Annotated in this window: 26 protein-coding genes; 15 read left to right on the top strand and 11 right to left on the bottom strand. The window is 65.9% G+C overall.

Annotated features, from left to right (window positions below; genetic code table 11):
- Window positions 1-12 precede the first annotated feature (12 nt).
- Together G3A50_RS08590 and G3A50_RS08585 are read left to right on the top strand one after the other, a co-directional pair.
- Entirely contained in the window at window positions 13-1,524 is a 1,512-nt protein-coding gene (locus tag G3A50_RS08590; protein WP_246252267.1) for an extensin family protein, read from the top strand.
- Window positions 1,525-1,633: 109 nt separating this feature from the next.
- Window positions 1,634-3,016 carry an aminotransferase gene (locus tag G3A50_RS08585; RefSeq protein WP_163074847.1) on the top strand — a complete coding sequence of 461 codons (1,383 nt, stop codon included), beginning with the start codon at window positions 1,634-1,636 and terminating at the stop codon, window positions 3,014-3,016.
- Between the two features lie 175 nt (window positions 3,017-3,191).
- Here G3A50_RS08585 and G3A50_RS08580 read toward each other — a convergent pair whose 3' ends face one another.
- Entirely contained in the window at window positions 3,192-3,794 is a 603-nt protein-coding gene (locus G3A50_RS08580; RefSeq protein WP_246252265.1) for a L,D-transpeptidase, read from the bottom strand.
- Window positions 3,795-4,072: 278 nt separating this feature from the next.
- Between G3A50_RS08580 and G3A50_RS08575 the strand changes: the two genes are divergently transcribed.
- Together G3A50_RS08575 and G3A50_RS08570 are read left to right on the top strand one after the other, a co-directional pair.
- On the top strand, window positions 4,073-4,315 hold the full coding sequence (locus G3A50_RS08575) for a hypothetical protein (RefSeq protein ID WP_246252263.1): 243 nt from the start codon (window positions 4,073-4,075) through the stop codon (window positions 4,313-4,315).
- A 232-nt stretch (window positions 4,316-4,547) separates the two neighbouring features.
- Window positions 4,548-5,525, top strand: coding sequence for a magnesium transporter CorA family protein (locus tag G3A50_RS08570; RefSeq protein WP_163074846.1), 978 nt, complete (start codon window positions 4,548-4,550; stop codon window positions 5,523-5,525).
- A 9-nt stretch (window positions 5,526-5,534) separates the two neighbouring features.
- Here the strand turns inward: G3A50_RS08570 and G3A50_RS08565 are convergent, their stop codons facing one another.
- The gene (locus tag G3A50_RS08565) at window positions 5,535-6,284 is read right to left on the bottom strand and encodes an SDR family NAD(P)-dependent oxidoreductase (protein ID WP_163074845.1); all 750 of its coding nucleotides are present in this window, start codon (window positions 6,282-6,284) and stop codon (window positions 5,535-5,537) included.
- A 32-nt stretch (window positions 6,285-6,316) separates the two neighbouring features.
- Window positions 6,317-6,943, bottom strand: coding sequence for a pyridoxamine 5'-phosphate oxidase (gene pdxH, locus G3A50_RS08560; RefSeq protein ID WP_163074844.1), 627 nt, complete (start codon window positions 6,941-6,943; stop codon window positions 6,317-6,319).
- 207 nt (window positions 6,944-7,150) lie between these two features.
- Between pdxH and G3A50_RS08555 the strand changes: the two genes are divergently transcribed.
- The 8 genes from G3A50_RS08555 (at window position 7,151) to G3A50_RS08520 (ending at window position 13,475) form a co-directional block, all read left to right on the top strand.
- Window positions 7,151-7,501 carry an RT0821/Lpp0805 family surface protein gene (locus G3A50_RS08555; protein WP_246252261.1) on the top strand — a complete coding sequence of 117 codons (351 nt, stop codon included), beginning with the start codon at window positions 7,151-7,153 and terminating at the stop codon, window positions 7,499-7,501.
- Window positions 7,502-7,635: 134 nt separating this feature from the next.
- Window positions 7,636-8,622, top strand: a complete 987-nt coding sequence (locus G3A50_RS08550; RefSeq protein WP_163074842.1) for a DnaJ C-terminal domain-containing protein — start codon at window positions 7,636-7,638, stop codon at window positions 8,620-8,622.
- 113 nt (window positions 8,623-8,735) lie between these two features.
- On the top strand, window positions 8,736-9,551 hold the full coding sequence (fabI, locus tag G3A50_RS08545) for an enoyl-ACP reductase FabI (protein ID WP_210255295.1): 816 nt from the start codon (window positions 8,736-8,738) through the stop codon (window positions 9,549-9,551).
- Window positions 9,552-9,578: 27 nt separating this feature from the next.
- On the top strand, window positions 9,579-10,154 hold the full coding sequence (locus G3A50_RS08540) for a hypothetical protein (RefSeq protein ID WP_163074841.1): 576 nt from the start codon (window positions 9,579-9,581) through the stop codon (window positions 10,152-10,154).
- Window positions 10,151-10,741, top strand: coding sequence for a histidine phosphatase family protein (locus G3A50_RS08535; RefSeq protein WP_163074840.1), 591 nt, complete (start codon window positions 10,151-10,153; stop codon window positions 10,739-10,741). Before G3A50_RS08540 ends, G3A50_RS08535 begins: the two co-directional genes overlap by 4 nt.
- Before the next feature lie 19 nt (window positions 10,742-10,760).
- Window positions 10,761-12,140, top strand: coding sequence for a leucyl aminopeptidase family protein (locus G3A50_RS08530; protein ID WP_163074839.1), 1,380 nt, complete (start codon window positions 10,761-10,763; stop codon window positions 12,138-12,140).
- Window positions 12,141-12,248: 108 nt separating this feature from the next.
- Entirely contained in the window at window positions 12,249-12,599 is a 351-nt protein-coding gene (locus tag G3A50_RS08525) for a MarR family transcriptional regulator (protein ID WP_163074838.1), read from the top strand.
- A gap of 15 nt (window positions 12,600-12,614) precedes the next feature.
- Window positions 12,615-13,475: a C40 family peptidase gene (locus tag G3A50_RS08520; RefSeq protein ID WP_163074837.1), complete on the top strand. Its 861-nt coding sequence runs from the start codon at window positions 12,615-12,617 to the stop codon at window positions 13,473-13,475.
- Here the strand turns inward: G3A50_RS08520 and G3A50_RS08515 are convergent.
- From G3A50_RS08515 to G3A50_RS08485, 7 genes are all read right to left on the bottom strand, one after another.
- Window positions 13,472-14,122: an NUDIX domain-containing protein gene (locus G3A50_RS08515; RefSeq protein WP_163074836.1), complete on the bottom strand. Its 651-nt coding sequence runs from the start codon at window positions 14,120-14,122 to the stop codon at window positions 13,472-13,474. The two genes, G3A50_RS08520 and G3A50_RS08515, sit on opposite strands and share 4 nt — an antisense overlap.
- A 15-nt stretch (window positions 14,123-14,137) precedes the next feature.
- Window positions 14,138-15,817: an ABC transporter ATP-binding protein gene (locus tag G3A50_RS08510; RefSeq protein WP_425483459.1), complete on the bottom strand. Its 1,680-nt coding sequence runs from the start codon at window positions 15,815-15,817 to the stop codon at window positions 14,138-14,140.
- A complete protein-coding gene (locus G3A50_RS08505; protein ID WP_163074835.1) occupies window positions 15,814-16,986 on the bottom strand; it encodes an ABC transporter permease in 1,173 nt (390 codons plus the stop codon). Before G3A50_RS08505 ends, G3A50_RS08510 begins: the two co-directional genes overlap by 4 nt.
- 2 nt (window positions 16,987-16,988) lie before the next feature.
- Window positions 16,989-18,098: a microcin C ABC transporter permease YejB gene (locus G3A50_RS08500; RefSeq protein ID WP_163074834.1), complete on the bottom strand. Its 1,110-nt coding sequence runs from the start codon at window positions 18,096-18,098 to the stop codon at window positions 16,989-16,991.
- A gap of 142 nt (window positions 18,099-18,240) precedes the next feature.
- Window positions 18,241-20,160, bottom strand: coding sequence for an extracellular solute-binding protein (locus G3A50_RS08495; protein WP_163074833.1), 1,920 nt, complete (start codon window positions 20,158-20,160; stop codon window positions 18,241-18,243).
- Entirely contained in the window at window positions 20,157-22,079 is a 1,923-nt protein-coding gene (locus tag G3A50_RS08490) for an extracellular solute-binding protein (protein ID WP_163074832.1), read from the bottom strand. Before G3A50_RS08490 ends, G3A50_RS08495 begins: the two co-directional genes overlap by 4 nt.
- 180 nt (window positions 22,080-22,259) lie before the next feature.
- The gene (locus tag G3A50_RS08485) at window positions 22,260-22,913 is read right to left on the bottom strand and encodes a c-type cytochrome (RefSeq protein ID WP_163074831.1); all 654 of its coding nucleotides are present in this window, start codon (window positions 22,911-22,913) and stop codon (window positions 22,260-22,262) included.
- Window positions 22,914-23,134: 221 nt separating this feature from the next.
- Here G3A50_RS08485 and G3A50_RS08480 point away from each other — a divergent pair, with 221 nt between their 5' ends.
- Together G3A50_RS08480 and G3A50_RS08475 are read left to right on the top strand one after the other, a co-directional pair.
- Window positions 23,135-23,890, top strand: a complete 756-nt coding sequence (locus tag G3A50_RS08480; RefSeq protein WP_163074830.1) for a 3-deoxy-manno-octulosonate cytidylyltransferase — start codon at window positions 23,135-23,137, stop codon at window positions 23,888-23,890.
- On the top strand, window positions 23,887-24,738 hold the full coding sequence (locus G3A50_RS08475; RefSeq protein WP_163074829.1) for a prephenate dehydratase: 852 nt from the start codon (window positions 23,887-23,889) through the stop codon (window positions 24,736-24,738). The genes G3A50_RS08480 and G3A50_RS08475 overlap by 4 nt, the downstream gene beginning before the upstream one ends.
- A gap of 7 nt (window positions 24,739-24,745) precedes the next feature.
- Here G3A50_RS08475 and G3A50_RS08470 read toward each other — a convergent pair whose 3' ends face one another.
- Complete coding sequence (locus G3A50_RS08470; RefSeq protein ID WP_163074828.1) at window positions 24,746-25,801, bottom strand: LLM class flavin-dependent oxidoreductase; 1,056 nt, start codon at window positions 25,799-25,801, stop codon at window positions 24,746-24,748.
- Window positions 25,802-25,976: 175 nt separating this feature from the next.
- Between G3A50_RS08470 and G3A50_RS08465 the strand changes: the two genes are divergently transcribed.
- Window positions 25,977-26,564, top strand: coding sequence for a cupin domain-containing protein (locus G3A50_RS08465; RefSeq protein ID WP_163074827.1), 588 nt, complete (start codon window positions 25,977-25,979; stop codon window positions 26,562-26,564).
- The last annotated feature ends 45 nt before the right edge of the window (window positions 26,565-26,609 follow it).

The raw sequence follows: 26,609 nt of genomic DNA, 5'->3' as shown, positions 1-26,609 counted from the left end.
TACATTCACTGCTTGGCGAAATCCGACCGCGAACAGGAAAGGCCTGATAGCATGGTTTTCCCACCGCTCCCATGGCGCCGCCTGATTCATCGCCTGCGGCCCATGGCGGTAGCGCTGTTCGTGGTCGCGTCCTCCTCTGGTGCCAGCGTTCCCGCGTCTTCCGAACCGTTGGCGGAGATAGGGTCGTCGTTCGACGATGCGGGACGCGCGCTTAACCGGCAGCTGGGCGAGTGGTTCGGCGAGACGCAGCCACGTAAGGGCGGCCGGGCCCGGCGTTCCTTGCCCGCGCATGCGCCTTTGCCTCCGTCGCGCCCCTCCGACGTGACAATGACGCCGCCGGAACAGCCGGGCCCGGCCGAGACGGCACAACCTGGCCAATCCGCCAGTGGAACGCTGGAGACCGCGAACGCGGCGGTGGCAACGACCGAGGAGCCCAATTCATCGCCTTCCCCCGACACGGGGCAAACAACTGGCGCCTCGGTCTCCAAAGGCGCAACACAGCCGGCCGTGACGCCAGCGCGGCAGCCAAAGGCGCCGACCCCGAAGGCGGCGCCGGCTCGGGCAGCCAACTCCATGCCGCTGCCTCTGCCTTCACCAGAACGGCGCATCGTGGCGGCACCGTCGCCGGCCCTCGGCCCGACAAAGGCTGGCGCGGCGCAGCTGGAGGTCGGCTCTGAGCCAGCCGCTGCAGACCGTGCCGAGGTTTCGATCGGTGATGGCGAAGTCATCGCGATGCCGAAGCCGTCGCCGGTTCTTTCCTCACCCGCGCGATCTTCAGCGAGGCTCAAGGACTTGCCTCCTTTGCCGCGACCCCGCCCCGCCGACGCATCGATGCCCCTCGCCTCGGAGAGTGCACGCCTTGCGGCGCTGACGCCCGGCGCTACACCCGCTATTGAGGGCGGGGCGCCCGCGCCTCAGTCGGTTCCGACCATTTGTCCCGAGCTCTCCAACGAGGACCTTGGTGTATTCACGCCCGCAGTCGTGACCGCGACGAACCCTCTCTGCACCGTGGATCGGGCGGTTTCGCTTTCCGCTGTGCGCATGAAGGACGGCCGGCTGGTCGAACTCGAACCGGCGGCGGTGCTGCGTTGTGAAATGGCAGCCTCGGTTGCGCACTGGCTACGCGAAGAAGTGGCGCCCGCGATCGCCACGCTTGGGTCACCGCTGGATAAGGTGCTGGTCGCCGCGTCACAGCAGTGCCGCCCACGAAACCGTGTTGCTGGCGCCAAGATCAGCGAGCATGGCCGCGGCAACGCGATGGATACCCGCGGCTACAGGCTCGCCGATGGGCGCGTTTTCGTCATCGGGCCCGGCAAGGGCGAGGAGACGCCAATGCCCCAGGCTTTCCAGGAAAAACTGAAGGCCAGCGCCTGTGCCGACTTCACCACTATTCTCGGCCCGGGCTCGGACGGCTACCACGAGCATCATCTGCATATGGACCGGGCCGTGCGGCGCTCGGGAATGGTTCTTTGCCAGTGGGCGATCAGCGGCGCAAAGGCTGACGGCGACAGCGCCGAGAAGTGACCTTTGGGAAATGCGAATGGTGCGCTAATCCGACCAAGGACGCGCTTTCGGTCGGGCGCACGCCGCACTAGGGTGGGCCGTCAGGCTTTTCCTCCGGAGTGCTCGCGTCATGCTCACCAATCTTCAGACTCGCGATGTCGAGACGTTGATTCATCCCTACACGAACCTCGTCTCCATCCGGGATACGGGCCCACTCATCCTCGAGCGCGGCCAGGGCGTGTGGGTGCATGATGTCGACGGCAAGCCCTATCTGGAGGGCATGGCGGGGCTTTGGTGTACCTCGCTCGGCTACGGCAATGAGGAACTGGTCGAGGCCGCGGCCACCCAGATGCGCAAGCTGCCCTTTACCCATGTCTTCGGCGGCAAGAGTCACGATCCCGCGATCGAACTCGCCGAGAAGCTGAAGGAGATGGCGCCGGTCCCGATTTCCAAGGTGTTCTTCACCTGCTCCGGCTCCGAGGCCAACGACACCCAGATGAAGCTCGTCTGGTACATGAACAATGCGCTGGGGCGGCCGAAGAAGAAGAAGATCATCTCGCGCATGCGCGCCTATCACGGCGTCACGATCGCCTCGGCCTCGCTGACCGGACTTGCCGGCAATCACAACGACTTCGACCTTCCGATCGCGGGAGTGCGGCACACCACATGCCCGCACTACTACCGGCTCGCCGAGGCGGGCGAGACCGAGGAGGATTTCGCCACCCGGCTGGCGGCTGATCTCGAGGCATTGATTCTGGCCGAGGGACCCGAGACGGTCGCCGCGTTCATTGCGGAGCCTATTTTGGGCGCGGGCGGCGTCATCGTGCCGCCGAAGACCTATTATCCGAAGATCCAGGACGTACTGACCAAGTACGACGTGTTCTTCATCGGCGACGAGGTCATCACCGGCTTCGGCCGCCTCGGCACGGCCTTCGGCTCCGAAGCCATGCAGATGAAGCCCGATTCCATTTCGGTCGCCAAGGCGCTGTCCTCGGCCTATCAGCCGATTGGTGCGGTGATGATTCCAGAGGTGATGTACGAGGCCATGCTCCAGGAGAGCACGAAGCTTGGCAGCTTCGGTCACGGCTTCACCTATTCAGGCCATCCGGTACCGGCCGCCGTTGCGCTGAAGACCTTGGAAATCTACGAGCGCGAGAACGTTTTCGAGCGCGTACGGGCGAAGATCCCGCAGTTCAATGCCCGCCGCGCGGCGCTGGAGGACCATCCGCTGGTCGGCGAGGCGCGCGGAGCGGGCATGGTCGCGGGCATCGAGATCGTGGCGGACAAGAAGACGAAGCACCAGTTTGACCCCAAGCTGGGCATGGCGGCCAAATGTGTGGCCTTTGCCCAGGAGGAAGGGCTGATCGTTCGCAACGTGTTCGGCGATGCCGTCACCATCTGTCCGCCGCTGGTCATTTCCCCGGCGGAGATCGACGAACTGTTCGATCGCCTCACCCGCGCGCTCGACAAGACTCTCGACTGGGCGGTCCGCGAAAAGTTGCTGGCGGCCTGACGGCGGCTTCGCCCGCCATACGCCGGTATTTCAGCATGATGCCCGGGCACGTCCCGGGCATTTTTCATATCCGGGACCGGTGCGGCTGGAAGGGCAAGCGCGCGGTCTGGCCCGGAACGAAAAAGGGCGCTGCCGCAGCAGCGCCCTTGATCTCTTCCCGAATTCGACGTCGCTATCAGAGCACGACGACGTTCGCGCCCTGCGGCACGCGCGAATAAAGGTCGATCACGTCCTCGTTCAGCATGCGGATGCAGCCGGAGGAGATAGCCTGGCCGATATATTCGGGCTGGTTGGTGCCGTGAATACGGAACAGCGTGTCCTTGTTGCCCTGGTACAGATAGAGCGCGCGCGCGCCCATCGGGTTGTGCGGGCCAGGGCCGACGAAGTTCGGAACGCCGCTGAGGCGCTCCTTGATCTCGGCGGTGGGCGTCCAGGTCGGCCATTCGGCCTTGCGTCCCACCTTGGCTTCGCCACGGAAGGCGAGGCCTTCCTCGCCGACGGTGACGCCATAGCGGATCGCCTTGCCGTCGTCCTCGACCAGGTAAAGGAATTTCTTGTCGGTATCGACCACGATGGTGCCCGGCTTCTGGGTCCCCGCGTAATCCACGATCGAGCGCTGGTACATGTCCGGCGGCAGGATCTTCTTGTACGGTGCGTTGGCCAGCAGCGACTTGTCACGCGGCGTCAACGATGCTTCGGGCGCCGGCTGGCGCTCCACGGCGCTGCACGCTCCCAGAAGAAGCGCCAACAGAACAGCCCCCGCCCCACGCACGATCATTTCCAGCCGCTCCGACTCAGTTGACGCGTGCGCTGCGCACGCTGCCGATACAGTCGATTAACCGAACTCCTTTCAGCCTTGAAGAGGCCACATCGATGCCGCGCTCGGTTGCGTAACTATGTTGCTGAAAAAGCTCAGTTACGTTGGAAGAGGTCGAGTCTGCCCGACAAAGGGGGCGGCAGGGCTTAATAGCCCTAGGCATGACCTCGACTCTGCATAATTTTGACGCAGTCCGGCGCTCACTTCGTCGGCAGTTGCCCGATGGTCGGGCGACGAGCATGGAGAAAATCATGTCTACCGAGGAAAGTCCGGCATCCGATGGCCGGCCGAGCGAACGTTGGGAGCGTTCGCAGCAAAGTGCCCATTGGCGCGAAATCGGCATTTCGGCGGTTGCTGCTGCGGCCCGCTACGCTTCCCAGAACAAGACGGTATCCGATGCCCCCGTAAAGGGCGCGGCGCGGACCGAAGAGGCGGAGCCCAAAGTGGTAACGCTTCGCGACATCGAGTATTTTGCGGCCTGACACGGATCTGGCCCCGGGTTCTCGACGAACTCTCCCTACATTGCTGAGGAACACCGCACGGCGCCCAATCAGGCGGGCGGACACGAACGCACGCGGTATCGCTTGCGGCACGTGTGCCTTGACGATGTGTTGTGCGTTTCGGCAATGGCCTGCCCAGCGAGTCTTCGCTGGCTGCGAGGGGCTATGACCGGCCGATCGTTCTTTCGACCGGCCGGACAAACGGGGAGGGGTGATGATAAACGCCTATAGCGTGCATGCGGGCTGCCTGGTCCGCGTGGAGGTGGAATCTGGCGGGGCGGTGCCTGCGGATGCCATCTGGATCGACCTGTACCGGCCGACCCTTGAGGAGGATCGACAGGTCGAGGCTGCGCTTGGGGTCTCGATCCCGACGCGTGAGGAAATGGCGGAGATCGAGCCCTCGAGCCGATTGAGGGTGGAGAACGCGGCGCGCTACATGACCGGGTCGGTCGTCTGCAATAGCGAGAGCGACCACCCCACTCTCTCTGCCGTGACCTTCATCCTGGCCGGAGACCGGCTTGCGACGGTGCGCTACGACGAATCACGGCCTTTCTCGCTTATCGTCTCGCGGTTGGATCGGGCTTGCCCATCGGGGATCAAGGGCAGCGGGCTGCTGCTGCAGATGCTGGACACCGTGATCGACCGCGCCGCCGATATCATTGAGCGGTTGGCCGAGGAGATCGACGACCTGTCCCGACGCATCTTCTCGGGAGACGAGGCAAAGGGAACCGGCAGCGAGCGCTTTCAGGTTCTGATGCGTATCATCGGCCAGCGCGCGGATCTCGGCTCCAAGGTGCGCGAAAGCCTGGTGTCGATCGGACGTCTGGTGATCTTCCTCGCCAATGAGAGCGACGTCGAGCGCTTCAGCAAGGATCAGCGCGCCATGCTGAAGAGCATGCAGCGCGACGTCGCCTCACTGAACGACCATGTCAGCTTTCTCGGCAACAAAGTGACGTTTCTGCTCGATGCCACGCTGGGCATGGTGGGTATCGAGCAGAACAACATCATCAAGATATTCGCGGTGCTTTCGGTGGTCTTGATGCCACCAACGCTGATCGCTTCGGTCTACGGCATGAACTTCCAGTACATGCCCGAACTTGCCGACCGTTGGGGCTATCCGATTGCCCTGCTCGCCATGCTGGCGGCGGCAGTCGTGCCCTATCTGATCTTCAAATGGCGGCGCTGGCTGTGACCTTGCCAGTCACACATGCTGCCCGCCATTGATGTGGATCTCCGCACCGTTCAGGTAGGACGAGGTGTCGGTGCACAGCACGTAGATGATCTTTGCCACCTCGTCGGGGGTGCCAAGCCGCTGCATCGGGATTTGCTCGACGATCTTTTCCGTGCCCGGCGAGAGGATCGAGGTGTCGATCTCGCCCGGTGCGATGGCATTGACCCGAACGCCCAGCGCCCCGAAATCAGCGGCCATCTCGCGGGTGAGGCCGGCAAGCGCGGCCTTGGAGGTCGCATAGGCTGCCCCGGCGAATGGGTGTACGCGCGAGCCGGCGATGGAGGTGACGTTCACGACAGCGCCGTGTGTGCGCTTGAGTTCTTCCAGAAGGCCGCGCGCCAGCAGGATCGGGGCAAAGAAGTTCACCTGGAACACCCGGCGCCAGTCTTCCTCGGGCGTGTTAAGGGTCCCCAGGCGTTCACCACCCGCGCTCTTGGGCGATATGCCTGCATTGTTGACCAGCGCGTGCAACTCGCCGTCGGGCAGGCGACTGCGGATCTCCTCGACCGCGCGCATGGTGTCTGCGGGATCGGAAAGATCCACCTGGATATGGTCTTCCGGCCCCATCTCCCACGGACAGTTCTCCGGGAAGGGATGGCGCGAGCAGGTGATGACGCGCCATCCAGCCGCCGAGAAGCGCTTCACGGTGGCGTGGCCGATACCGCGCGAGGCACCCGTAAGCAGGAGAGTGCGGCGAGGCTGGTTGGAACCCTTGATCATGGAGCCTTACTTAGCTGAAGGGCGGGGAACTGTCAGGGATAAAGCCGGGTACGGGTCCATTCCCCGCCATCGGGCAGGGGACGGCGAAAAACGATGCGGTCGTGCAGCCGGAACGGGCGATCGTGCCAGAACTCGATCTGCACCGGCCGGATGCGAAAGCCGGTCCAGTGCGGTGGGCGCGGCACGCTTCCCAGCGCGTACTGCGCCGTGACCTTCGCCACCGCCGCTTCGAGCGCAAAGCGTCCTTCCAGCGGCCGCGATTGCTGGCTGGCCCAGGCGCCGATCTGCGAAAGACGCGGGCGGGTCGCGAAATAGGCGTCAGCCTCGACGTCGCTAACCCTCTCGACCGGGCCGCGAAGGCGAATCTGCCGGCGCAGCGACTTCCAGTGGAAGACGGCCGAGGCCTTGGGAACCGCAGCGAGTTCCAGGCCCTTCGCGCTCTGGGTGTTGGTGTAGAAGATGAAGCCGTGGGCGTCGCGCCCGTTCAGCAGAACCATGCGCACATCAGGCAGCCCGTCGGCATCGACGGTGGCGAGAGCCATGGCGTTGGGGTCATTCGGCTCGCTGGCCTTGGCGTCCTTGAACCACGTTTCGAACAGCTCGAAAGGCTCGGCGGATTCGGTGAACTCACCAGATGTTAACGGTTCGGGCGTTTCCATAGCGGCATCTTCAAGAGCGGGGGCGGGGCGCCCCCTCGGAACCAGGGCCAAATGTCGACTTTCCACGGGCAGCGAATGACGCCGGTGCGGGCTACCGATGGCTGCCCCTCATATAAGCGCGCCGTGGGCGTAGGCCCAGTACTATCGCGGCTGACTTTGGTCGGGGCGGCTGGTCTGTTGCTCGCAGGCTGCTCGGCAGCGCCGCCATTGGACCCGCTCGCCACCGGATCCGTTGCCCCGTACGCGTTCGCCGAGCCCGTTCCCGAAGGCGTCGCCCCGGGTGACTGGGCATCCGCACGTCGTGCACTGGCAGAGGCACTGGGAGAGAACCAGGCCTCCCCAAGCGTGCCGTGGGAAAACTATGCCAGCTCGACACGCGGCACGGTCACGCCGCTGATTGGCTCAGCGGAGGATCGTGGTGCCGGTGCGGGCGGTTGCCGGGGCTTCCTGATGAGCTTTGTGCGTGATTCAAGCGAGGAATGGCTGGAAGGCGAAGCCTGCCAGAACGCCAAGGGGACCTGGAAGGTCGATCAGGCCCGCATGCTCGACAAGGGATAACTGGTCCGAATTGACCCGAATACCTGTCAGGGTCGAAAGATGATGTCTGCCAGCGCGGTTCCACCGTTGCACTGCGGCAACACCGTTCTTACATGACGTCCGAAGCCCGGAACCGCCGGACGAGATGATTACCGATGCGAGATCCTTACGACATTCTCGGCGTTGCCCGTACCGCCGACCAGCCTGAAATCAAGCGCGCCTTCCGGCGGCTTGCCAAAAAACTGCATCCGGACGCCAACAAGGGCGATCCGACGGCGCAGGACCGTTTTGCCGAACTGAACAGCGCGCACGAAATCCTCTCGGATCCGGAAAAGCGTGGCCAGTTCGACCGTGGCGAAATCGATGCGGAAGGCAAGCCGAAGGGGTTTGAGGGTTTCCCCGGCGGCGGTCAGGGGTTCGAACGCGGCTTCCGGCGTGGTGGGTTCGGTCGCGGGCCGGGCGGCGAGACCATTTTCGAGAGCTTCTCCTATGGACCGGAGGGCGCACGCCGGTCCGGCCATGGGCCCCATGATGCGGGCGGCTTCGACGATGTCATTTCCGATATCCTCGGCGGCCTCGGTGGAGGTGCGCGCGGGCGGCGGGGCCGTGCGGGCGGGGCTGGCGGTGAAGTGCCACGCGGCGGCGATGTCGAAATCAAGGTCCCGGTATCTCTGGAAAACGTCATCGAGGGCGGTCCGGTCAAGGTTCATCTGCCGAACGGACGCGCCGTCGAGGTGAAGATTCCCGCCAAGGTCGCGGAAGGCCATCGCATGCGGTTGAAGGGGCAGGGTGAACCCAGTCCCTTCGGTGGAGCCCCCGGGGACGCCTATGTCGTCATTGCCTATGCGCCGCATCGGCATTTCCGGGTCGAGGGCGCGGACCTGCGCACAGATGTTCCGTTGCCGCTCGCCCTGGCTGTGACCGGTGGCAAAGTCCGCGTGCCCACGCTGTCCGGCGAGGTCGAGCTCTCGGTGCCGGCATGGACCAATTCCGGGCGCACTTTCCGCCTGCGCGGCAGGGGGTTGCCGAAGGCACAGGATGCGATGGGAGACCTGTTCGCCACCATGCGTATCATGCTGCCGGAGGAGCGCGACCCTGAACTGGAAGCGCTGATGACACGTCGCCAGGACGGCACGATCTGACGGGTTGGCACGGCCCTGTTGACCGGGTCGCTTGAGCGGGTGTTTGCGCTGTGCGATAGGAACCCTTGGCCACCGCGAGGTGAGCAGAGAGTACGGAGCATAGCGTGACAGGCATGGCATCGGGCGGGTTGATGAACGGCAAGCGCGGCCTGGTGATGGGAGTGGCGAACAATCGCTCCATTGCCTGGGGCATCGCGAAGGCAGCGGCGACGCAGGGGGCGAAGCTCGCCTTCACTTATCAGGGTGAGCCGCTGCGCAAGCGGGTTGAGCCGCTGGCCGCCGAACTTGATGCGGCGCTCGTCGGCCATTGCGACGTCACCGATCCCGCCACCATTGACGCCGTCTTCGCGGAGACCGAGCGCCAGCTTGGCGGCCTCGACTTCCTGGTCCACGCAATCGCGTTCTCCGACAAGAATGAGCTTGATGGACGTTATGTCGACACGACGGCGGAGAATTTCAGCAAAACGATGCTGATCTCCTGTTACAGCTTCACGGCGGTCGCCCAGCGGGCCGAGAAGCTGATGACGAACGGCGGTTCGATGCTGACCCTCACCTATTACGGCGCCGAGAAATGGATGCCGCATTACAATGTGATGGGCGTCGCCAAGGCCGCCCTGGAGGCGAGCGTGCGTTATCTCGCCGCTGATCTCGGCCCGAAGAACATTCGAGTCAACGCCATCTCCGCCGGCCCGATCAAGACGCTGGCGGCTTCGGGGATTGGCGATTTCCGCTACATTCTGAAGTGGAACGAGCTGAACGCGCCGCTGCGCCGTACCGTCACCATCGACGAAGTCGGCGATACGGGCATGTATCTACTCTCGGATCTCGGCCGGGCCGTTACCGGCGAGATTCATCATGTGGATGCCGGCTACCATATCGTCGGCATGAAGAATCCCGACGCGCCCGATCTTACTCTCGAGCGCGACTGAGTGCGCTCGATGAGCGGAGGTGCCACGATGACCAAGGCCAATCGATTCCGTGCCGTCGCCGCAGGTGCTCTCGCGGCCACCCTTCTGCTGGCCGGAGGTGGCTTCGCCGCCGCCCAGTCGACCTCGGTGATCGTCGGGCCGGGACCCGGCGCGCAGGACCGCGGTGTGCCCCCGACTTTCCAGCAGTATCCACTCTGGCAGCGCATCTTTGGCGTCGGTGGTGCGGTGTTCCCGGGCTATGTCGCCCCGCCGACCACGAATGGCCGCACCTCCATCTCGCTGCTCACCGGCGGTGGAGAGGGCAAGCTGGTCTTCGCGGCCGGAACGGCGGACACGATCTGCCAAACCGAACAGGCGCCCACGATCACGATCCTCGACGCTCCCTCGAACGTGTCGCTTGCCGTCGATTACGGGAATTTCGTTGTCCACCGTGTCCAGGCGGGTTCCAGCCGCTGCCTTGGGCGGGTGATCCAGGGCGCGCGCGTCTTCGTTTCCGGCCGCCTGCCGCGTTCCGGCGCCACGGCACGTCTGCGCGTCGCTTATCCCACCGTCGGTCGCGCGGGGCGCACCTATACGCAAGTCGTGAGCATTCCCGCCAGATGAAGCCTCGTATCTATCTCGTGCGTCATGGCGAGACCGATTGGAACCTCGCCGGCCGCCTGCAGGGTACCAATGACATTCCGCTCAACGATCTCGGCCGTGAGCAGGCCGCTGATACCGCGCGGGTTGTCGACCGCCTGAGCGGGGGCGCCACGGCGCCGCTGGCCTATGTGTCCAGCCCGCTCAGCCGTGCGTCGCAGACCATGGCGATCCTGCGGGCCAAGCTTGGCCTCGCGCCGGACGGCTTTCGCCGCGACGCGCGGCTGAGGGAGATCTCGTTCGGTCGTTGGGAGGGTAACACCTGGCCGGAACTGCGCCGGCGCGATCCGGACAGCATGGCGGCTCGCAAGGCCGATCCCTGGAATTATGTCCCGCCCAACGGCGAAAGCTACGCCATGCTCACGGAGCGGGTGATGGAGGCGCTGGGCGAGATCACCGAGGATTCTGTCGTCGTCACCCACGGGGGCGTGGTCCGCGCCATGCTTCATGCGCTCGCGGGAATGCCGCCGGATCAGGCTGTCTGGCTGCCCGTGCGCCAGGGAGCTGTCTACATGATTGAGAACGGGGCGTTCGAAATCGCCGTCGCCTGACGGCAACAGGGGATGCGACATGGGCGCGACACTGATCCGGGCGGAGAATGCGGCCAATCCGCGTCCAATCTGGTGCGTGACCGCACAGAACTGGCGCGAGGTCACAAGCGGGCTGGCCGCGACAGCATTGGCCTTTGCCGAAGCGAGCGGCTTCAAGGGCGAGCCGGGTGCCGTGCTGGTGCTGCCGGCGGGAGATGGCTCCATCGCCGGGGTGCTGTTCGGGATCGAGGCAACCCCGCGTGACCCTTTGTCCTTCGGTAAGCTTGCCACCGGCCTGCCAGCGGGCGACTACACCATCGCGCACCCGCCCGCTGACCCCAGGCTTGCGGTGCTGGGCTTCCTCACTGGCGCCTACCGCTTCGCCCGCTATCGCTCCCGCAACGGCGCTGAAGTGCGACTGGTGGTGCCCGAGGGGGTCGACGCAGACGCGGTGACCCGCACTGCCGAGGCCGCGGCGCTGACCCGCGACTTGGTGAATACCCCGGCCAATGATCTGGGTCCGGCCGAGCTCGAATCCGCCGTGCGCGAACTCGCCGCCCGTTTTGGCGCCGACGTCAGCGTCACGACGGGTGAAGACCTGCTTGGCGCCAACCTCCCGCTCATACATGCGGTTGGCCGGGCGAGCCCGCGCGCCCCGCGCCTGATTGACCTGCGGTGGGGAGTGCCCGAGGCCCCCAAGGTTACGCTGGTCGGCAAGGGCGTATGCTTCGACACCGGAGGGCTCGACATCAAGCCGTCGAGCGGCATGCTGTTGATGAAGAAGGATATGGGCGGTGCGGCAAACGCCATCGGCCTTGCGCAGATGATCATGGCGCGGGCTCTGCCGGTGCGGCTGCGCCTGCTTGTGCCGGCGGTGGAAAATGCGATTGACGGATCGGCCTTCCGGCCGGGCGATATCTTCCCCTCACGCAAGGGCCTGACCGTCGAGATCGGCAACACCGACGCCGAGGGCCGGCTGGTCCTGGCCGATGCGCTCAGCCTTGCCGACGAGGAAGCCCCTGAATTGCTGATCGACTTCGCGACCCTGACAGGCGCGGCGCGTGTCGCGCTTGGTCCGCAGCTTCCTCCCGCCTACACCGATGATGACGCTCTTGCCGCTGACCTTGCCCGGCATGGCGCGGCCGAGGCGGATCCTTCCTGGCGCATGCCGCTGTGGCAACCTTATGCCGCCATGCTCGATAGCCCGATCGCGGATATCAACAACGCACCGGGCAGTGGTTTTGCGGGCTCCATCACCGCCGCGCTGTTTCTGCAGCGTTTTGTCGAGCGGGCCGGGGCCTGGCTGCATCTCGATATCTTCGCCTGGAACCCGAGCGCCCGCCCGGGACGCCCCGAGGGCGGCGAGGCGCAGACCATTCGCGCCCTCGACGCGTTGCTGGCCGAGCGTTACGCCCGTTAACGGCGCTTTGCGATCCGATCCGGTGCGTTAAGGAATTCTTCGCCCCATGGGGGCCATAGTCCGGCGAACAATTCGCAGCCGTAACGATCATGGGCTGGAGCCGGGAACATGGCCGTCGAGATGCGACCATCGCAGGCGCTGCGTCTCCTGCACGAGTTTTCGCTGACGCAGGTGCGCGACGATGCGCCTGATCTGTCGACGCGCCAGCTCGCCATCCTGCTCAGTGTCTATCTGGAAGCCCCTCCCCACACCGTGCGCGGTCTGGCCGCGCGGCTGGGGGTGACCAAGCCGGTGATTACCCGCGCGCTCGATACGATGGGTCAGCTCGGGCTGGTGTCGCGCCGCCGCGACGAGGCGGACAAGCGCAACGTGATCATTCAGCGTACGGTCGAAGGGGCGCTTTATCTTGAGCGGCTGGGCGATATCGTCGTCGCCACTGCCCGCGCCCTGCCGCGCTGAGACCGAAGGTCACCCATGTCTTCCGATGTCGATTTCGATCCGCGCATGACGCCGTTCCGCCCCGATCTCGCCGCCGCGCATCTGAAGGGCGTCGTCGAAGCCGAGCGCTTTGTCGAGGGCGCCCCGTACCGCGTTGTGGCCACGCGCGCCGGACTGACCCGTACGCCCGAGCCCGGCGCGTCGCTGGTGAGCGAGGCCCTGTTTGGCGAGGCTGTCACGGTCTATGAAATGACCATGGAGGGCTGGGCCTGGGTTCAGCTCGATGGCGATGGTTATGTCGGCTGGATGTCGTCCGAGGCGCTCGCCGCACCGGGGCGACCCGCCACGCACAGGGTGAGTGCGCTGCGTACGCCGGTGTTCCCCGGGCCGAGCATCAAGCTGCCACCGACCGAGCTGCTCTCCTTTGGCAGCCAGATCGCCGTTGTGGGCACGCGGGAGCGGTTCGCCGTGCTGGAGGGTGGCGGGTTTGTCTTCGCCGGTCACCTCGCTCCGCGAGACTCAGTCGAGCCGGATTATGTCGAGATTGCCAGCCGTTTCCTCGGCGCCGCCTATTTGTGGGGCGGGCGCTCGAGCCTCGGTCTCGACTGCTCCGGCCTCGTTCAGGTGGCGCTCGCGGCAAGCGGCCGCGCCTGCCCGCGCGACAGCGACATGCAGGAGGCGGCGCTCGGGGAGAAGGTTGCCTTTGGGGGAGATCTGGCGACGTTGAGGCGTGGTGACCTGCTGTTCTGGGCCGGTCATGTCGGCATTGTGGAAGACCCGGCCACGTTGCTCCACGCGACCGCCCATTTCATGTCCGTCGTACGCGAACCTCTGGCCAGCGCGCTGGCGCGGATCGAGGCATCGGGGACGGCGCTGAGGAGTGTGCGCCGCCTTTAGCTGCCGCAGGCGCGCACGAAGGCGTCCACCCGCGCGCGGTTGAGCGCGAACCAGCCCAGCGCAACCAGTACGAAGGCATTGCTGAAGACGCCGGGGAAGGGGGCGGCAAGATGGGCCAGCGCGTCCGCGACCGGGACAAGGAAGGGGCGGGTGTGTTCCCCCTCGTCCGGCGCGCCGGCGTCGAGGGGCACCCGTGTGGAATCGACCAGCGCCACAAACAGCGTGGCGATCTCGTCCGACACGCCGGGGCTCGGCATGAAAGTGAGGGCGGGCATCAGCGCGCGCGGAGCGACGCCGATCTCTTCGCCGCACTCCCGGTGCGCGGCCTCTTCCGGCGTCTCCCCCGGCTCGACAAGGCCCGCCGCGAGTTCGACCACCTCTCCTTTTCCGGTAGCCAGATGGGCGGCCAGGCGGAACTGGCGGATCATCACCAGGCAGTCAGCCGCCGGGTCGAAGGCCAGTATCGCGGTAACTGAACCGACCCTGATGATGTCGCGTCTCTGCACAAGCGGTGCGCCCGCCGCACCGGTCAGTTGCGCCATGAAGCGGTGATAAGGGCGGAAACCCTCGCCGATAGGCTCCGGCGCGCTCACCTCGACATCAAGGGCGCGATCCTCAACGGGCTCGACGCGCGCGCGCTCACTCATTCTTCGTCTCCGGGCTCACGCGCCGCCTGCCGTATCGGCGGGGTTGAGCTCCGCGGCTTCCATGTCGAACGCCGCCGCGAACAGGGCGCGCGTATACTCGGTTCGGGGATTGGCGAACAGCTCCTGCGCTGGCCCTTCCTCCACCACAACGCCCTGCTTCATCACCATCAGCCGGGATGCCAGGGCGGCCACGACGCGTAGATCGTGGCTGATGAACATGTAGGTGAGGCCGCGACGCTGCTGCAGGTCGCGCAACAGGTCCACAATCTGCGCCTGCACCAGCATGTCGAGCGCGCTGGTGGGCTCGTCGAGCACCACGAAGGACGGTTCCAGCACGATGGCGCGGGCAATGGCGACACGCTGGCGCTGGCCGCCGGAGAATTCGTGCGGGTAGCGATGCCGGGTCTCGGGTTCCAGTCCCACATCGCGCAGCGCGTCCACGACCCGGGCGTCGCGTTCCGCGCCGCTGAGTTCGCGATTGTGCACCTTCAGGCCTTCGCCGACGATGTCGGCGATCGACATGCGCGGGCTGAGTGAACCGAACGGGTCCTGGAACACGACCTGCATCTCGCGGCGCTGGGCGCGCATCTGCTTGAAGCCGTAGGTGTCGATGGACCGGCCCATGAAGACGATGGGTCCCTGCGAGGAGATGAGGCGCAGCAGGGCAAGGCCCAGCGTGGTCTTACCGGAGCCGGACTCGCCCACGACCCCGAGCGTCTCGCCCTTGCGGATCGACACCGAGACGCCATCCACCGCCTTGATGTGGCCCACCGTGCGCCGCATCACCCCGGCCTTGATCGGAAACCAGACCTTCAGCTTCTCGGCCTCCAGCACCATGGGCGCTTCGGGGTGCGGGGAGGCCGGATTGCCCTTCGGCTGGGCGGCCATGAGCGCGCGCGTATAGGCGTGGGTGGGGGCGGCGAAGACATCGGCGGTGGTGCCTGCCTCGACGATCTTGCCGTGGTTCATCACACAGACGCGATCGGCGATCTTGCGGACGATCCCCAGATCATGGGTGATGAACAGCATCGCCATGCCGAGGCGGCGCTGCAAGTCCTTCAAAAGCTTGAGGATCTGCGCCTGAACCGTAACATCGAGCGCTGTGGTCGGCTCATCGGCAATGAGCAGCTGCGGCTCGTTGGCCAGCGCCATGGCGATCATCACGCGTTGGCGCTGGCCGCCGGAGAGCTGATGCGGGTAGGAGCCGAGCCGGGTCTCAGGCTCGGGAATGCCAACCTCGGTCAGCAGTTCGATCACCCGCGCGCGCGCCGCCGGGCCGCCCATGCCGCGATGCAGGAACAGGATCTCCGCGATCTGCTTCTCAACCGTGTGCAGCGGGTTGAGCGAGCTCATCGGTTCCTGGAACACCATGGTGATGTCGTTGCCGCGCACCTTGCGGATCTCGCGCTCGTCCATCGCCAGCAGATCCTCGCCGTTGAACAGCACCTGCCCGGACGGGTGGCTGGCGGAGGGGTATTGCAGCAATTTGAGAATCGAGAGTGCGGTGACCGACTTGCCGGATCCGGATTCCCCAACCAGCGCAAGGGTTTCACCGCGAGCAATGTCGAAGGAGACGTGGTCCACCACGCGGGTCGTCCGCTCGCCCTGGCCGAAGGCGACCGAAAGATCGCGAACGGAAAGAAGCGGCGTTGAATTGTCCGGCACGGCTTCGCTCATCGGCACGCCTTCGCTCATTGGAATGTCTTCCTCGGGTCGAAGGCGTCGCGCACCGCTTCGCCGATGAAAATAAGCAGGCTCAGCATGAGGGCGACGGTGAAGAAGCCGGTAAGGCCGAGCCAGGGGGCCTGCACATTCGCTTTGCCCTGGGCCAGCAATTCGCCAAGCGATGGCGAGCCGGGCGGCAGGCCGAAGCCGAGAAAATCCAGCGCGGTCAAGGTCATGACCGAGGACGAGACGATGAAGGGCATCATCGTCAGCGTTGCCACCATCGCGTTGGGCAGCATGTGTCGCCACATGATGATACCGTTGGAGACGCCGAGCGCCCGTGCGGCCTGCACATATTCCAGGTTCCGCGCCCGCAGGAATTCCGCCCGCACCAGCCCCACCAGCGCCACCCAGGAGAACAGCAGCAGGATGCCCAGAAGCACCCAGAAGCCGGGGGCGAGGATCGAGGAGATGATGAGCAGGAGGTAGAGGGCGGGTATCGAGGTCCAGATCTCGATGAGGCGCTGGAATATAAGGTCCGTCCATCCGCCGAAATAGCCCTGCACCGCGCCGGCGGCGACGCCGATGACCGAGGAGATGACGGTGAGGATCAGACCGAACAGGACCGAGAGCCGGAAGCCGTAGATGAGGCGGGCCAGCACGTCGCGGCCCTGGTCGTCGGTGCCGAGCCAGTTCCACTCAAGCGCACTGCAACCCCCTGTAAGTCCAAGCCTTTCTACCACCGGCGCGCATTGCTGATCGGTGAGCATCCAGGTCGGGGGGGAGGGAGCAGGGGTGGGCAGGTCGAGATTATGGGTGTCGAAGCTGTAGCGGATCGGCGGCCAGATCATCCAGCCGCCTTTCTCGTCGATCAGCTTCTGCAGATAGGGATCGCGATAGTCCGCCTCGGTCTCGAAGTCGCCGCCGAAATCTGTTTCCGGGTAGGCCTTGAAGGCGGGGAAATAGTAGCCGCCGTCATATTCCACCAGGAATGGCTTGTCGTTGGCGATGAATTCCGCGCCCAGGGTGAGCACGAACAGCGCCATGAAGATCCAGAAGCTCCACCAGCCGCGCCGGTTGGCGCGGAAGTTGGCGAGGCGGCGCTGGTTGATCGGCGACAGCCGCGGCCGCCGTGTGGACGATGAGGACAGTGAGGCGGCCGATGAGGCCGCTGAGGCCGGTGCGTGCGACGCGTCCATGCTCAGACGTCCCGCGTCTCGAAGTCGATGCGCGGATCGACCCAGGTGTAGGTCAGATCGGAGAGCAGGTTCACCAGCAGGCCGACCAGGGAGAAGATGTAGAGGTTGGCGAACACCACCGGATAATCCCGGTTGAGCACGCTCTCGAAGCCGAGCAGGCCGAGACCGTCGAGCGAGAAGATGGTCTCGATCAGCAGCGAGCCGGAAAAGAAGGCGGCGACGAACGCGCCGGGAAAGCCGGCGATGATGATCAGCATCGCGTTGCGGAATACGTGGCGGTACAGAACCGCCCGTTCCGATAGCCCCTTCATTCGCGCCGTCACCACATACTGCTTGCGGATCTCGTCCAGGAACGAGTTCTTGGTCAGCAGCGCCATGGTGGCGAAGGCGCCCAGCACCATCGAGGTGACGGGCAGGATGAGATGCCAGAAATAGTCGAGGATGCGCGCCCCCCAGCTCATCTGCTCCCAATTGTCCGAGGTCAGTCCTCGTAACGGGAACCACGAGAAGAACGAGCCGCCGGCGAACAGGATGATCAGCAGGATCGCGAACAGGAAGCTGGGAATGGCATAGCCGATGATGATGACCGCCGAGGTCCACACATCGAAGCGCGAGCCGTCGCGCACCGCCTTGGCGATGCCGAGCGGGATCGAGATGGTGTAGGTGATCAGCGTCATCCACAGCCCGAGCGAGATCGAGACCGGCATCTTCTCCTTGATGAGCTGGATCACCGAGACGTCGCGGAAATAGGACTGGCCGAAGTCGAAGCGGGCATAGTCCCACATCATCTTGCCGAAGCGCTCATAGGCTGGCTTGTCGAAGCCGAACTGCTTTTCGAGCTGGCGGATGAACGCGGGGTCGAGGCCCTGAGCGCCGCGATATTTGGAGCTGACGGGGTCCCCTGTCGGGCCCCCCTGTCCCAGATTGCCGAAATCCCCACCGCTGGAGCCGGCGATGCGATCGGTGGCGTTACCCCCCTGGCCGGTGATCTGGGCGATCACCCGCTCCACCGGACCGCCGGGGGCGAACTGCACCACCGCGAAGGAAATCATCATGATGCCGATGATGGTCGGCACCATCAGCGCGAGGCGACGGATGACATAGGCAAGCATGCGATCGGGTTTCCTCCGCCGGAAAGCTCGGCAAGCGGTGCACAGGGTGGCGGCGGTGCGCACCCGCGTCAACTTAACGTCCTGTTAGGTCGATCCGTTTTGGCACCCGAGCTATAGCACGGAAGCGTCGTGGGCGGCGGGTCTACCCGGCCTGGCGGGTGCGCGCCGACCAGATGTCGGGAATGGCGCGCGCATAACCCGGGCGCGGGGCGCTGGGCCAGTTGAATTCGTCCCAGAACGCGATGCGGAACTCGGCGGAGTACCATTGCGGCACCCAGTAGCGCCCCGCGCGCAGCCGGCGGTCCAGCACCCGGCAGGCGGTGCGCAGCTTCGGCCGGGTGTCGGCGGCGATGACCTGATCGATCATGAGGTCGACGATCGGATCGGAAATACCCGACAGGTTGTTGGAGCCGGGCGTGGCGGCCGCGCGCGAACCGAAATAGTTGCGCAGCGATTCGCCCGGCACGGTGGAGACCGAGAACCGGCGCACCGTGGCGTCGAAATCGAAGGTGTTGAGCCGGCGCTGATACTGCGGCGAATCGACGAGGCGGAAATGCGCGGCAATGCCGAGTACGGCCAGATTCTTGATGAACGGCATGGTGTGCCGCTCCAGCCCGTTCTCGTCGTCGAGGAACTCGATGGTGACGGGCGTGCCGTCGGGGCTGAGCAGGCGGCCGTTCTCGATCCGGCATCCCGCCTCGTGCAGCAGACGGGTGCCCTTGCGCAGCAGCGCGCGGTCCTGCCCCGAGCCGTCGGAAACCGGCGGCGACCAGGGCGGGGCCTTGAGGACCGCGACATCCTCGGCCGAGAGCCTGTCGCCAAGGGACTCAATCAGCGCGATCTCTTCCGGGCCGGCCGGCCCTTGGGCCTCCAGGTCCGAATTTTCGAAGAACGATGTCGTGCGCTTGTAGGCGTCGAACATCAGGTTCTTGTTGGTCCACTCGAAATCGAAGGCATAGGACAGCGCCTCGCGCACGCGTGGATCGGCGAATTGCGGGCGACGCAGATTGAGGAACCAGCCCTGCGCGCCTGAGGGCGTGGTGTCGGGCAGCACGACCCGCTTCACCTTGCCTTCCCTCAGCGCGGGGAAATCATAGCCGGTGGCCCAGCTGCGGGCGGTGAATTCCTGGCGGAACAGATAGACCTTCGCCTTGAAGGCCTCGAAGCCGACCTCGCGGTCGCGGAAATACTCGTAGCGCAGGGTGTCGAAATTGTTCACCCCGGTGTTCACCGGCAGCGCCGCGCCCCAATAGTCGGGATCCCGCTCATAGGCGATGAAGCGGCCGGCCTCGAAGGGACCGACCTTGTAGGGGCCCGAGCCAAGCGGGATGTCCAGCGTGCTCTGGTCGAACGGTTGCACGCTGTAATAGGCCTTGGAGAACACCGGCAGCGAGGCGACGAAGAGGGGCACGTCGCGCGCGCGACCTGGCACAAAGCGCACCAGGACGACATCATCGGCCTCGGCTTCGGCGCCCTCCATGTCGCGCAGGTTCTGCGCGATGACGGGGTGACCCTTCGTCTTCAGGATGTTCAGCGAGAAGGCGACGTCCTGCGCCGTGAGCGCCGAGCCGTCATGGAAGCGCGCCTCGGGGCGCAGGCGGAAGCGGTACTGCGTGCCCTCATGCGAGATGGTCACGCCCTTCGCCAGCAGGCCATAGACCGCGTCGGGCTCGTCGACGGCGCGCACCATCAGCGAATCGAAGATGAGGTCGATACCCTGCGCGCCGTCGCCGCTGAGAATGTAGCCGTTGAGCGAGTTGAAGGTCTGGAACGACTGGTTGAACGCCGCCGTCGGGCCGACCTGCGAGAATACCCCGCCTTTCGGGGCGGCCGGGTCGACATAGTCGAAATGGGCGAAGTCGGCGGGGTATTTGAGGTCGCCGAAGGCTGAAAGCCCATGGCGCTCGCCGCTGGGGAACGCGCTGGCGGGCGTGGTGGTCGCCGGCGGCGTGGCGCCGGCCTCCTGCGCCGCCAGCGGGCGGGGCCGCAGCAGCGCCGCGCCGGCCGCGCCGCCGAGCGCCAGGAGCGCGCGACGGCTGATGCGCCCGCCCCGGCCGCTCACTGGGCGCCCCCGGTCTTGGCCGCCTTCTCCGCGTCCCACCACCAGATGTCGGGGAAGCCGAAGGAATATTTCGGCAGCTCGGCGGGGTGGGCGAAGCGGTTCCAGCGCGCGGTGCGGATGTTGGGGTAGGTCCAGCTGGGGATGACGTAGTCATGGGCCAGCAGGACGCGGTCCAGCGCGTGGGTGGCGGCGATCAGCTCGTCGCGGTCGCGGGCGTAGATCACCTTCTCGATCAGCAGGTCGATGCCGGGGTCCTTGATGCCGGCATAGTTGCTCGATCCCTGCTGGTCGGCGGCCGCCGAGCCCCAGAAATCGCGCTGCTCATTGCCCGGCGAGAGCGACTGGCCCCAGCCGGTGATGATCATGTCGTAGTCCCGCGCCCGCAGCCGATTGATGTACTGCGAGGTGTCGACCTGGCGCACCGTGACGGTGATGCCGAGCCGCTCCAGCGCCGGCTTGTAGAACAGCACCACGCGCTCGAAGGCGGGGCTGGCGATAAGGAACTCGATGGTGAAGGGCTCGCCCTTGGCGTTCACCAGCTTGCCGCCCTTGATGTCGTAGCCGGCCTCGCGCAGCAGCTGCATCGCCGCGCGCAGATTGGCGCGGCGCCCGTTCTCCCCGCCCTCGGGCGGGTTCTCATAGGGCGTGGTGAACACGCTGGCGGGGATCTTGTCCTTCACGCTCTCCAGTATCGCCAGCTCCTCGCCGGTCGGCAGGCCGGAGGAAGCAAGCTCGGTGTTCTGGAAGAAGCTCGTGGTGCGCTTGTACTGGCCGTAGAACAGGGTGCGGTTCATGCCCTCGAAATCGAGCGCGTAGTTCAGCGCGCGGCGTACCCGCTGGTCCTGGAACTTCTCGCGCCGGAGATTGGGGATGAAGGCCTGCATGGAGCCGGAGGAGCGGATCGGGAACTCCTCAAGCACCACCCGGCCTTCCTTCACCGCGGGGAAATCATAGGCCGTGGCCCAGTCCTTGGCCGAGGTCTCGACGCGGAAATCGTACTGGTCGCCCTTGAAGGCCTCCAGCTCGACGGTCGAGTCGCGGAAATACTCGTAGCGCTGCTCGTCGAAATTGTTGGAGCCGATGTTCACCGGCAGCGTCGCGCCCCAGTAGTCCGGCACGCGCTCGAACGAGATTGAGCGGCCGGGGGAAATTTCCTTCACCCGGTAGGGGCCCGAGCCGAGGGGGGCCTCAAGCGTGCTCTGGCCGATGTCGCGGGGCTTGCCGCTGGCGTCGTTGGCGGTCCACCAGTGCTTGGGCATCACGCGCAGCTGGCCGACGATCTGCGGCAGCTCGCGGTTTCCCGCCTGGTCGAAGGTGAACGTGACCTCGCGTTCGCCGGTCTTCGCCACCGATTTGACGTGGCTGTAGTAGTAGGCTTGGCGCGGGTTATTCTTGATCAGCGTCTCGAACGACCACACCACGTCGTCCGCCGTTACCGGCTGGCCATCATGCCACTTCGCCTCGGGCCGCAGGCGGTAGGTCACGGAAGCGAAGTCGGCGGGGTAGCTCACCGCCTCGGCAAGCAGGCCGTACTCGGTCGCCACCTCGTCGGAGGCGGGCGCCATCAGCGTGTCGTAGATCAGCTGCATGCCGGCGGCCGGCGTGCCGCGGGTGATGATGTCGTTGAGCGAATCGAAGGTGCCGTCGACCGACAGCCGCAGCAGGCCCCTCTTGGGCGCGTCGGGGTTCACATAGTCGAAATGGGCGAAGCCCTCGGGGTATTTCGGCTCGCCGAGCAGCGACAGCCCGTGGCGCCACTGCGGGGCGGCGGGCTGGGACGCGGCGGCGGCGGGAGGGGCTGCGTCCTGCGCGCGGGCGGGCAGCACGGCCAGGCACACGCCCAGCAGGGCGGCGGCAACCACCAAGACACGGGCGGCGTTGCGGGTATGGGGGCGCTGGGCGGCGGGGCGGAGCGTCATGCACGTATCCTTGTTGGCGCAACAGCACGGCCCGCGTGACCAAGGACCGTGCGCCGAGGATTATGAACAGTTACGTTCCGAAAAGAATAAGGCCGGGGCGCGAAGCGCCACCGGCCTGACGTGATCGTGAAAGGGGAAGGGGGGACGGGCGTTTCGCGACCGGGCGCCCGTGTCATGCCGTCAGGGCGTCGCGGGAGCCGCAGGCGTCGCGCCCGAGCCTTCCGCGGGAGCGGCCGGAGCCGCGCCTTCCGCCGGGGCCGCAGCCGGCGCGTCACCGGCGGGGGCTTCCGCCTCGCCCGGCTTGGGCAGCGGCAACGGGTCATGCGACAGCGTGTTCAGATAGACCAGAAGGTCGGCGCGGTCGCTCTCCTTGGCGATGCCGGCAAAGCCCATCGCCGTGCCCGGAATGTCCTTCTTCGGACTGGCGATGAACTGGCTGAGCTGCTCGAACGTCCAGGTGCCGCCATGGGCCTTGAGCGCGTCCGAATAGGCGAAGCCGGGCGCGCTGGCGACCGGGCGGCCGACCACGCCATACAGGTCCGGGCCGACCTTGGCGCCGGCGCCTTCCTGGAAATTGTGGCAGGCGGCGCACTTCTTGGCCTGGTTCGCGCCCTTCTCGACGCTCGCGGTGGCCAGGAGGTCGGCAATCGGCACCTCGGCCGGCGCCGCGGCCTGGGCCGAGCCGCTGGAACTTTCCTCGACCACGATTTCGAAGCCGGGCTTCTCCGGCGCATGGGTGGAGAACAATATGTCGGCGAAGACGTTCAGCCCGAGCGTGAAGGTCAAAACGCCCAGTACGGCTCCAGCGATCTTGTTCAGCTCGAAGCTGTCCATCGAAACTTTAGCTCCCTCCAGCCGGCGCGACGGACCGTCCGGCCGGCCCCACCACACCCTCAACGCACTGTAACAGCCGCGTTATGCCGCCGCCAATGGCGCGCGGAACTAATCATTTTGACGGTTGGCGTGCAACCCGTATAAGCCGCGCCGCGGTTGCTACGTTTCGCCACTCGCGGCGGGCGCGGTCTGATCGCGCACGACCGACAAGGCACTGAAAAATGTCCACATCGGACACTCTTATATTGATTCCAGCCCGCATGGCCTCCACCCGCCTGCCCGGCAAGCCGCTCGCCGATGTCGGCGGCCGGCCGATGATCGTGGAGGTGGCGCGGCGTTCCGTCGCGGCAGGTATAGGCCGTGTCGTGGTCGCAACCGACGATGAAAGCGTCGCGCGGGCGGTCGAGGCGGCGGGATTCGCGGTGGTGATGACCCGCGCCGACCACGCTTCCGGCTCCGACCGAATCTTCGAGGCGCTGGGCCATGTCGACCCCGCCGGCGCCGTGACGCGCATCGTCAACGTGCAGGGCGACCTGCCGACCATCGATCCGGACCTGATCCGCGCCGCGCTCGCGCTTCTGGACGATCCGGGTGTGGATATCGGCACGCTGGCCGCGCGGATCACGCTGGAGGACGAGCGCACCAACCCCAATGTGGTGAAGGTGGTGGGCAGCCCTCTGTCGCCCGGCCGCCAGCGCGCGCTGTACTTCACACGCGCCACGGCCCCCTATGGCGAGGGGCCGCTGTTCCATCACATCGGGCTCTATGCCTATACCCGCCGGGCGCTGGAGCGCTTCGTCGCGCTGCCGCCCTCGGTGCTGGAGAGCCGCGAGAAGCTGGAGCAGCTGCGCGCGCTGGAGGCGGGCATGCGCATCGATGTCGCCGTGGTCGACACGGTGCCGCTGGGCGTCGACACCCCCCATGATCTTGAGAAGGCGAGGGCGATACTCGCCGCCGAGCCGAGGACGTCCAAATGAGAAAAAACCGCACCATCGTCTTCCAGGGTGAGCCCGGCGCCAATTCCCACATCGCCTGCCTCGATGTGTTTCCCGACCATGTGGTGGTGCCCTGCGCCACCTTCGAGGACGCCTTCGCGGCGCTGCAGACCGGCGAGGCGGATCTGGGCATGATCCCGATCGAGAACTCGGTCGCCGGCCGCGTCGCCGACATCCACCATCTGATGCCGACTTCCGGCCTCAACATCGTGGGTGAGTTCTTCCTGCCGATTTCCCACCAGCTGATGGCGGTGAAGGGGGCGAGCCTTGCCACGGTGAACACCGTGACCAGCCATGTGATGGCGCTCGGCCAGTGCCGCAACATCATCCGCAAGCTGGGGCTGAAGTCGGTCGTGGGCGCCGACACCGCCGGCGCGGCGCGGCTGGTGGCCGAGAACGGCGACCCGGCCGTGGCCGCCATCGCCTCGCGCCTCGCCGCCGAGATCTACGGCCTCGATATCATCGCCGAGAACATCGAGGACGAGGCGCACAACACCACGCGCTTCATCATCCTCTCGAAGGACGCGGACTGGGCGCCCGCCGGCAACGGGCCGACCGTGACGACCTTCGTGTTCCGGGTGCGCAACGTGCCCGCCTCGCTCTACAAGGCGCTGGGCGGCTTCGCCACCAACGGCGTGAACATGTCCAAGCTGGAATCCTACCAGCTCGACGGCGAGTTCTTCGCCACCCAGTTCTACGCCGATGTCGACGGCCACCCCGACGATGTCGGGGTGAAGAACGCGCTGGAAGAACTCAGCTTCTTCTCCAAGGAAGTGCGCATCCTCGGGGTCTACCCCGCGCACCCCTACCGCATCGCGCTGCAGGCCTGACGAGGGGCTAGGCGCGCCGGTGCTTCATCAGCGGCAGCACCCTGTCGATGAGGCGCTGCAGATCGGTCTCGTAATCGGGAAAGATGAAGCAGACGCCGGCCAGCCCATTCTCGGCGAGTCCGTCGAGATAGTCGGCGACGCTCTGGTAGGAGCCGGCGACATAGGGGATGGCCATGAAGGTCTGGACCGCGAGGTCCTTGTAGGTGGCGCGGGAGAAGTCCATTCCGGCCACCCGCGCCCATTCCGCCATGGCCTCGCGGTCGCTGGTGGCGATGAAATGGTCGCGCTTGGCCTGCGCCTGCTCGTCGGTTTCCTCGGCGATCACGGTGAGCAGCACATAGGCACCGACCTCGCGCCCGAATCCCTGCGCCGAGGTCTGCAGGCGTGCGTTCAGCCGGCCCAGATCCTCCAGGCTGTCATCCTGCCCGCCGAGAAAGCCGAAATCGGCGTGGCGGGAGGTGAAGGCGATGCCGCGGTCGGACTGGCCGGCGCAGATGAGCGGGATGCGGCGTGAGGGCTTGGGATAGGACTTGCAGTCGTCGAGCGCGAAGAACGCGCCGTGATGGGTGACGCGGTCCTCGGTCCACAGGCGCTGGAGAACCTCCAGATACTCGGCGGCGTATTCGTAGCGGCGCGCGAAATAGTCGTCGCCCTGCCACAGCCCCATCTGGGCGTATTCCATCTTGTTCCAGCCGCTGACGATGTTCAGCCCGAAGCGGCCCTGGCTGATGTCGTCGATGGTGGCGACCATCTTGGCGATGACGCCGGGATGAACGGTGGGGATGGCGACCGAGGCGTAGAGCTGGATCCGCGAGGTGACCGCGGCGCAGGCCGCCATCAGCGTGAAGGATTCCAGCGAATAGTCCCAATGGTTGGTCTCGCCGCCGAACCCGCGCCATTTGACCATGGAAAGCAGGAAGTCGAAGCCCGCGCCCTCGGCGATGAGGGCATTCTTGCGGTTCAGCTCCCAGCTGGGAAAATACTGGGGAGGCGAACCGGTGGCCATGATGGCGCCACCCTTGGCGTTGGGCAGGAAGATTCCAAGATCGAGGGGACGGGTCATGGCGGGGGCTCCTCACATGCCCGAAGGGTATAAGAATATTGCACCTTGTTCAAGTTACTTGAATGAGGCGGATCCGCGCCCGGCGCGGGCGGCGCGGCCACGTTGCGCGCGGCCGGCCCGACGGCTATGAGGGCCATGCCCCAAAGCCGGTACGCCGCACAGGAAGATGTCCGCCGTGTCCAATGAGAAGCCGGCTCCCGATCTGCCGCTGCGCGTCGGCGCCCGTCTGAAGCATGCGCGGCTGCTGAATCACCTGCGCCTGAAGGACGTCGCCCGGCGCGCCGGCTGCTCGGAGAGCATGCTGTCGAAGATCGAGAACGAGCGCGCCGTGCCCTCGCTCACCACGCTGCACCGGCTGTGCCATGCGCTGGAGCTGAGCGTGTCCTCGCTGCTGAGCGGCCCGGCGGTCGACCCGGTGACCGTCATGCGGCACGGGCAGCGCCGCGTCATCGGCCACGCCAAGGCCGCCGGCGGGGAGGGCGTGCTGGCGGAAATACTGGTGCCGTCCGCCGAAGGCCGGCTGCTGGAGGGGTTCCTCGTGGTCATCGAGCCCGGCGGTCACACCAATGGGTCGCTTCACCACCGTGGCGAGGAAGTGGGATTCATCATCGAGGGCGAACTCGAACTGACGGTCAACGGTGAGGTCTACCAGCTGAGCGGCGGGGATTCGTTCTATTTCCCCTCCGACCTTCCGCACGCCTACCGAAATCCCGGCACCACGCGGATGCGGGCGGTGTGGATCAACACCCCGCCCACCTTCTGAAGGTCGCTACCCTCCGGGCGCCGGCACTCCCGACACCCGCGACGC

Source organism: Ancylobacter pratisalsi (assembly GCF_010669125.1).
In the GTDB taxonomy this organism is placed as follows: domain Bacteria; phylum Pseudomonadota; class Alphaproteobacteria; order Rhizobiales; family Xanthobacteraceae; genus Ancylobacter; species Ancylobacter pratisalsi.
This window is presented reverse-complemented; position numbering and strand designations above follow the sequence as displayed.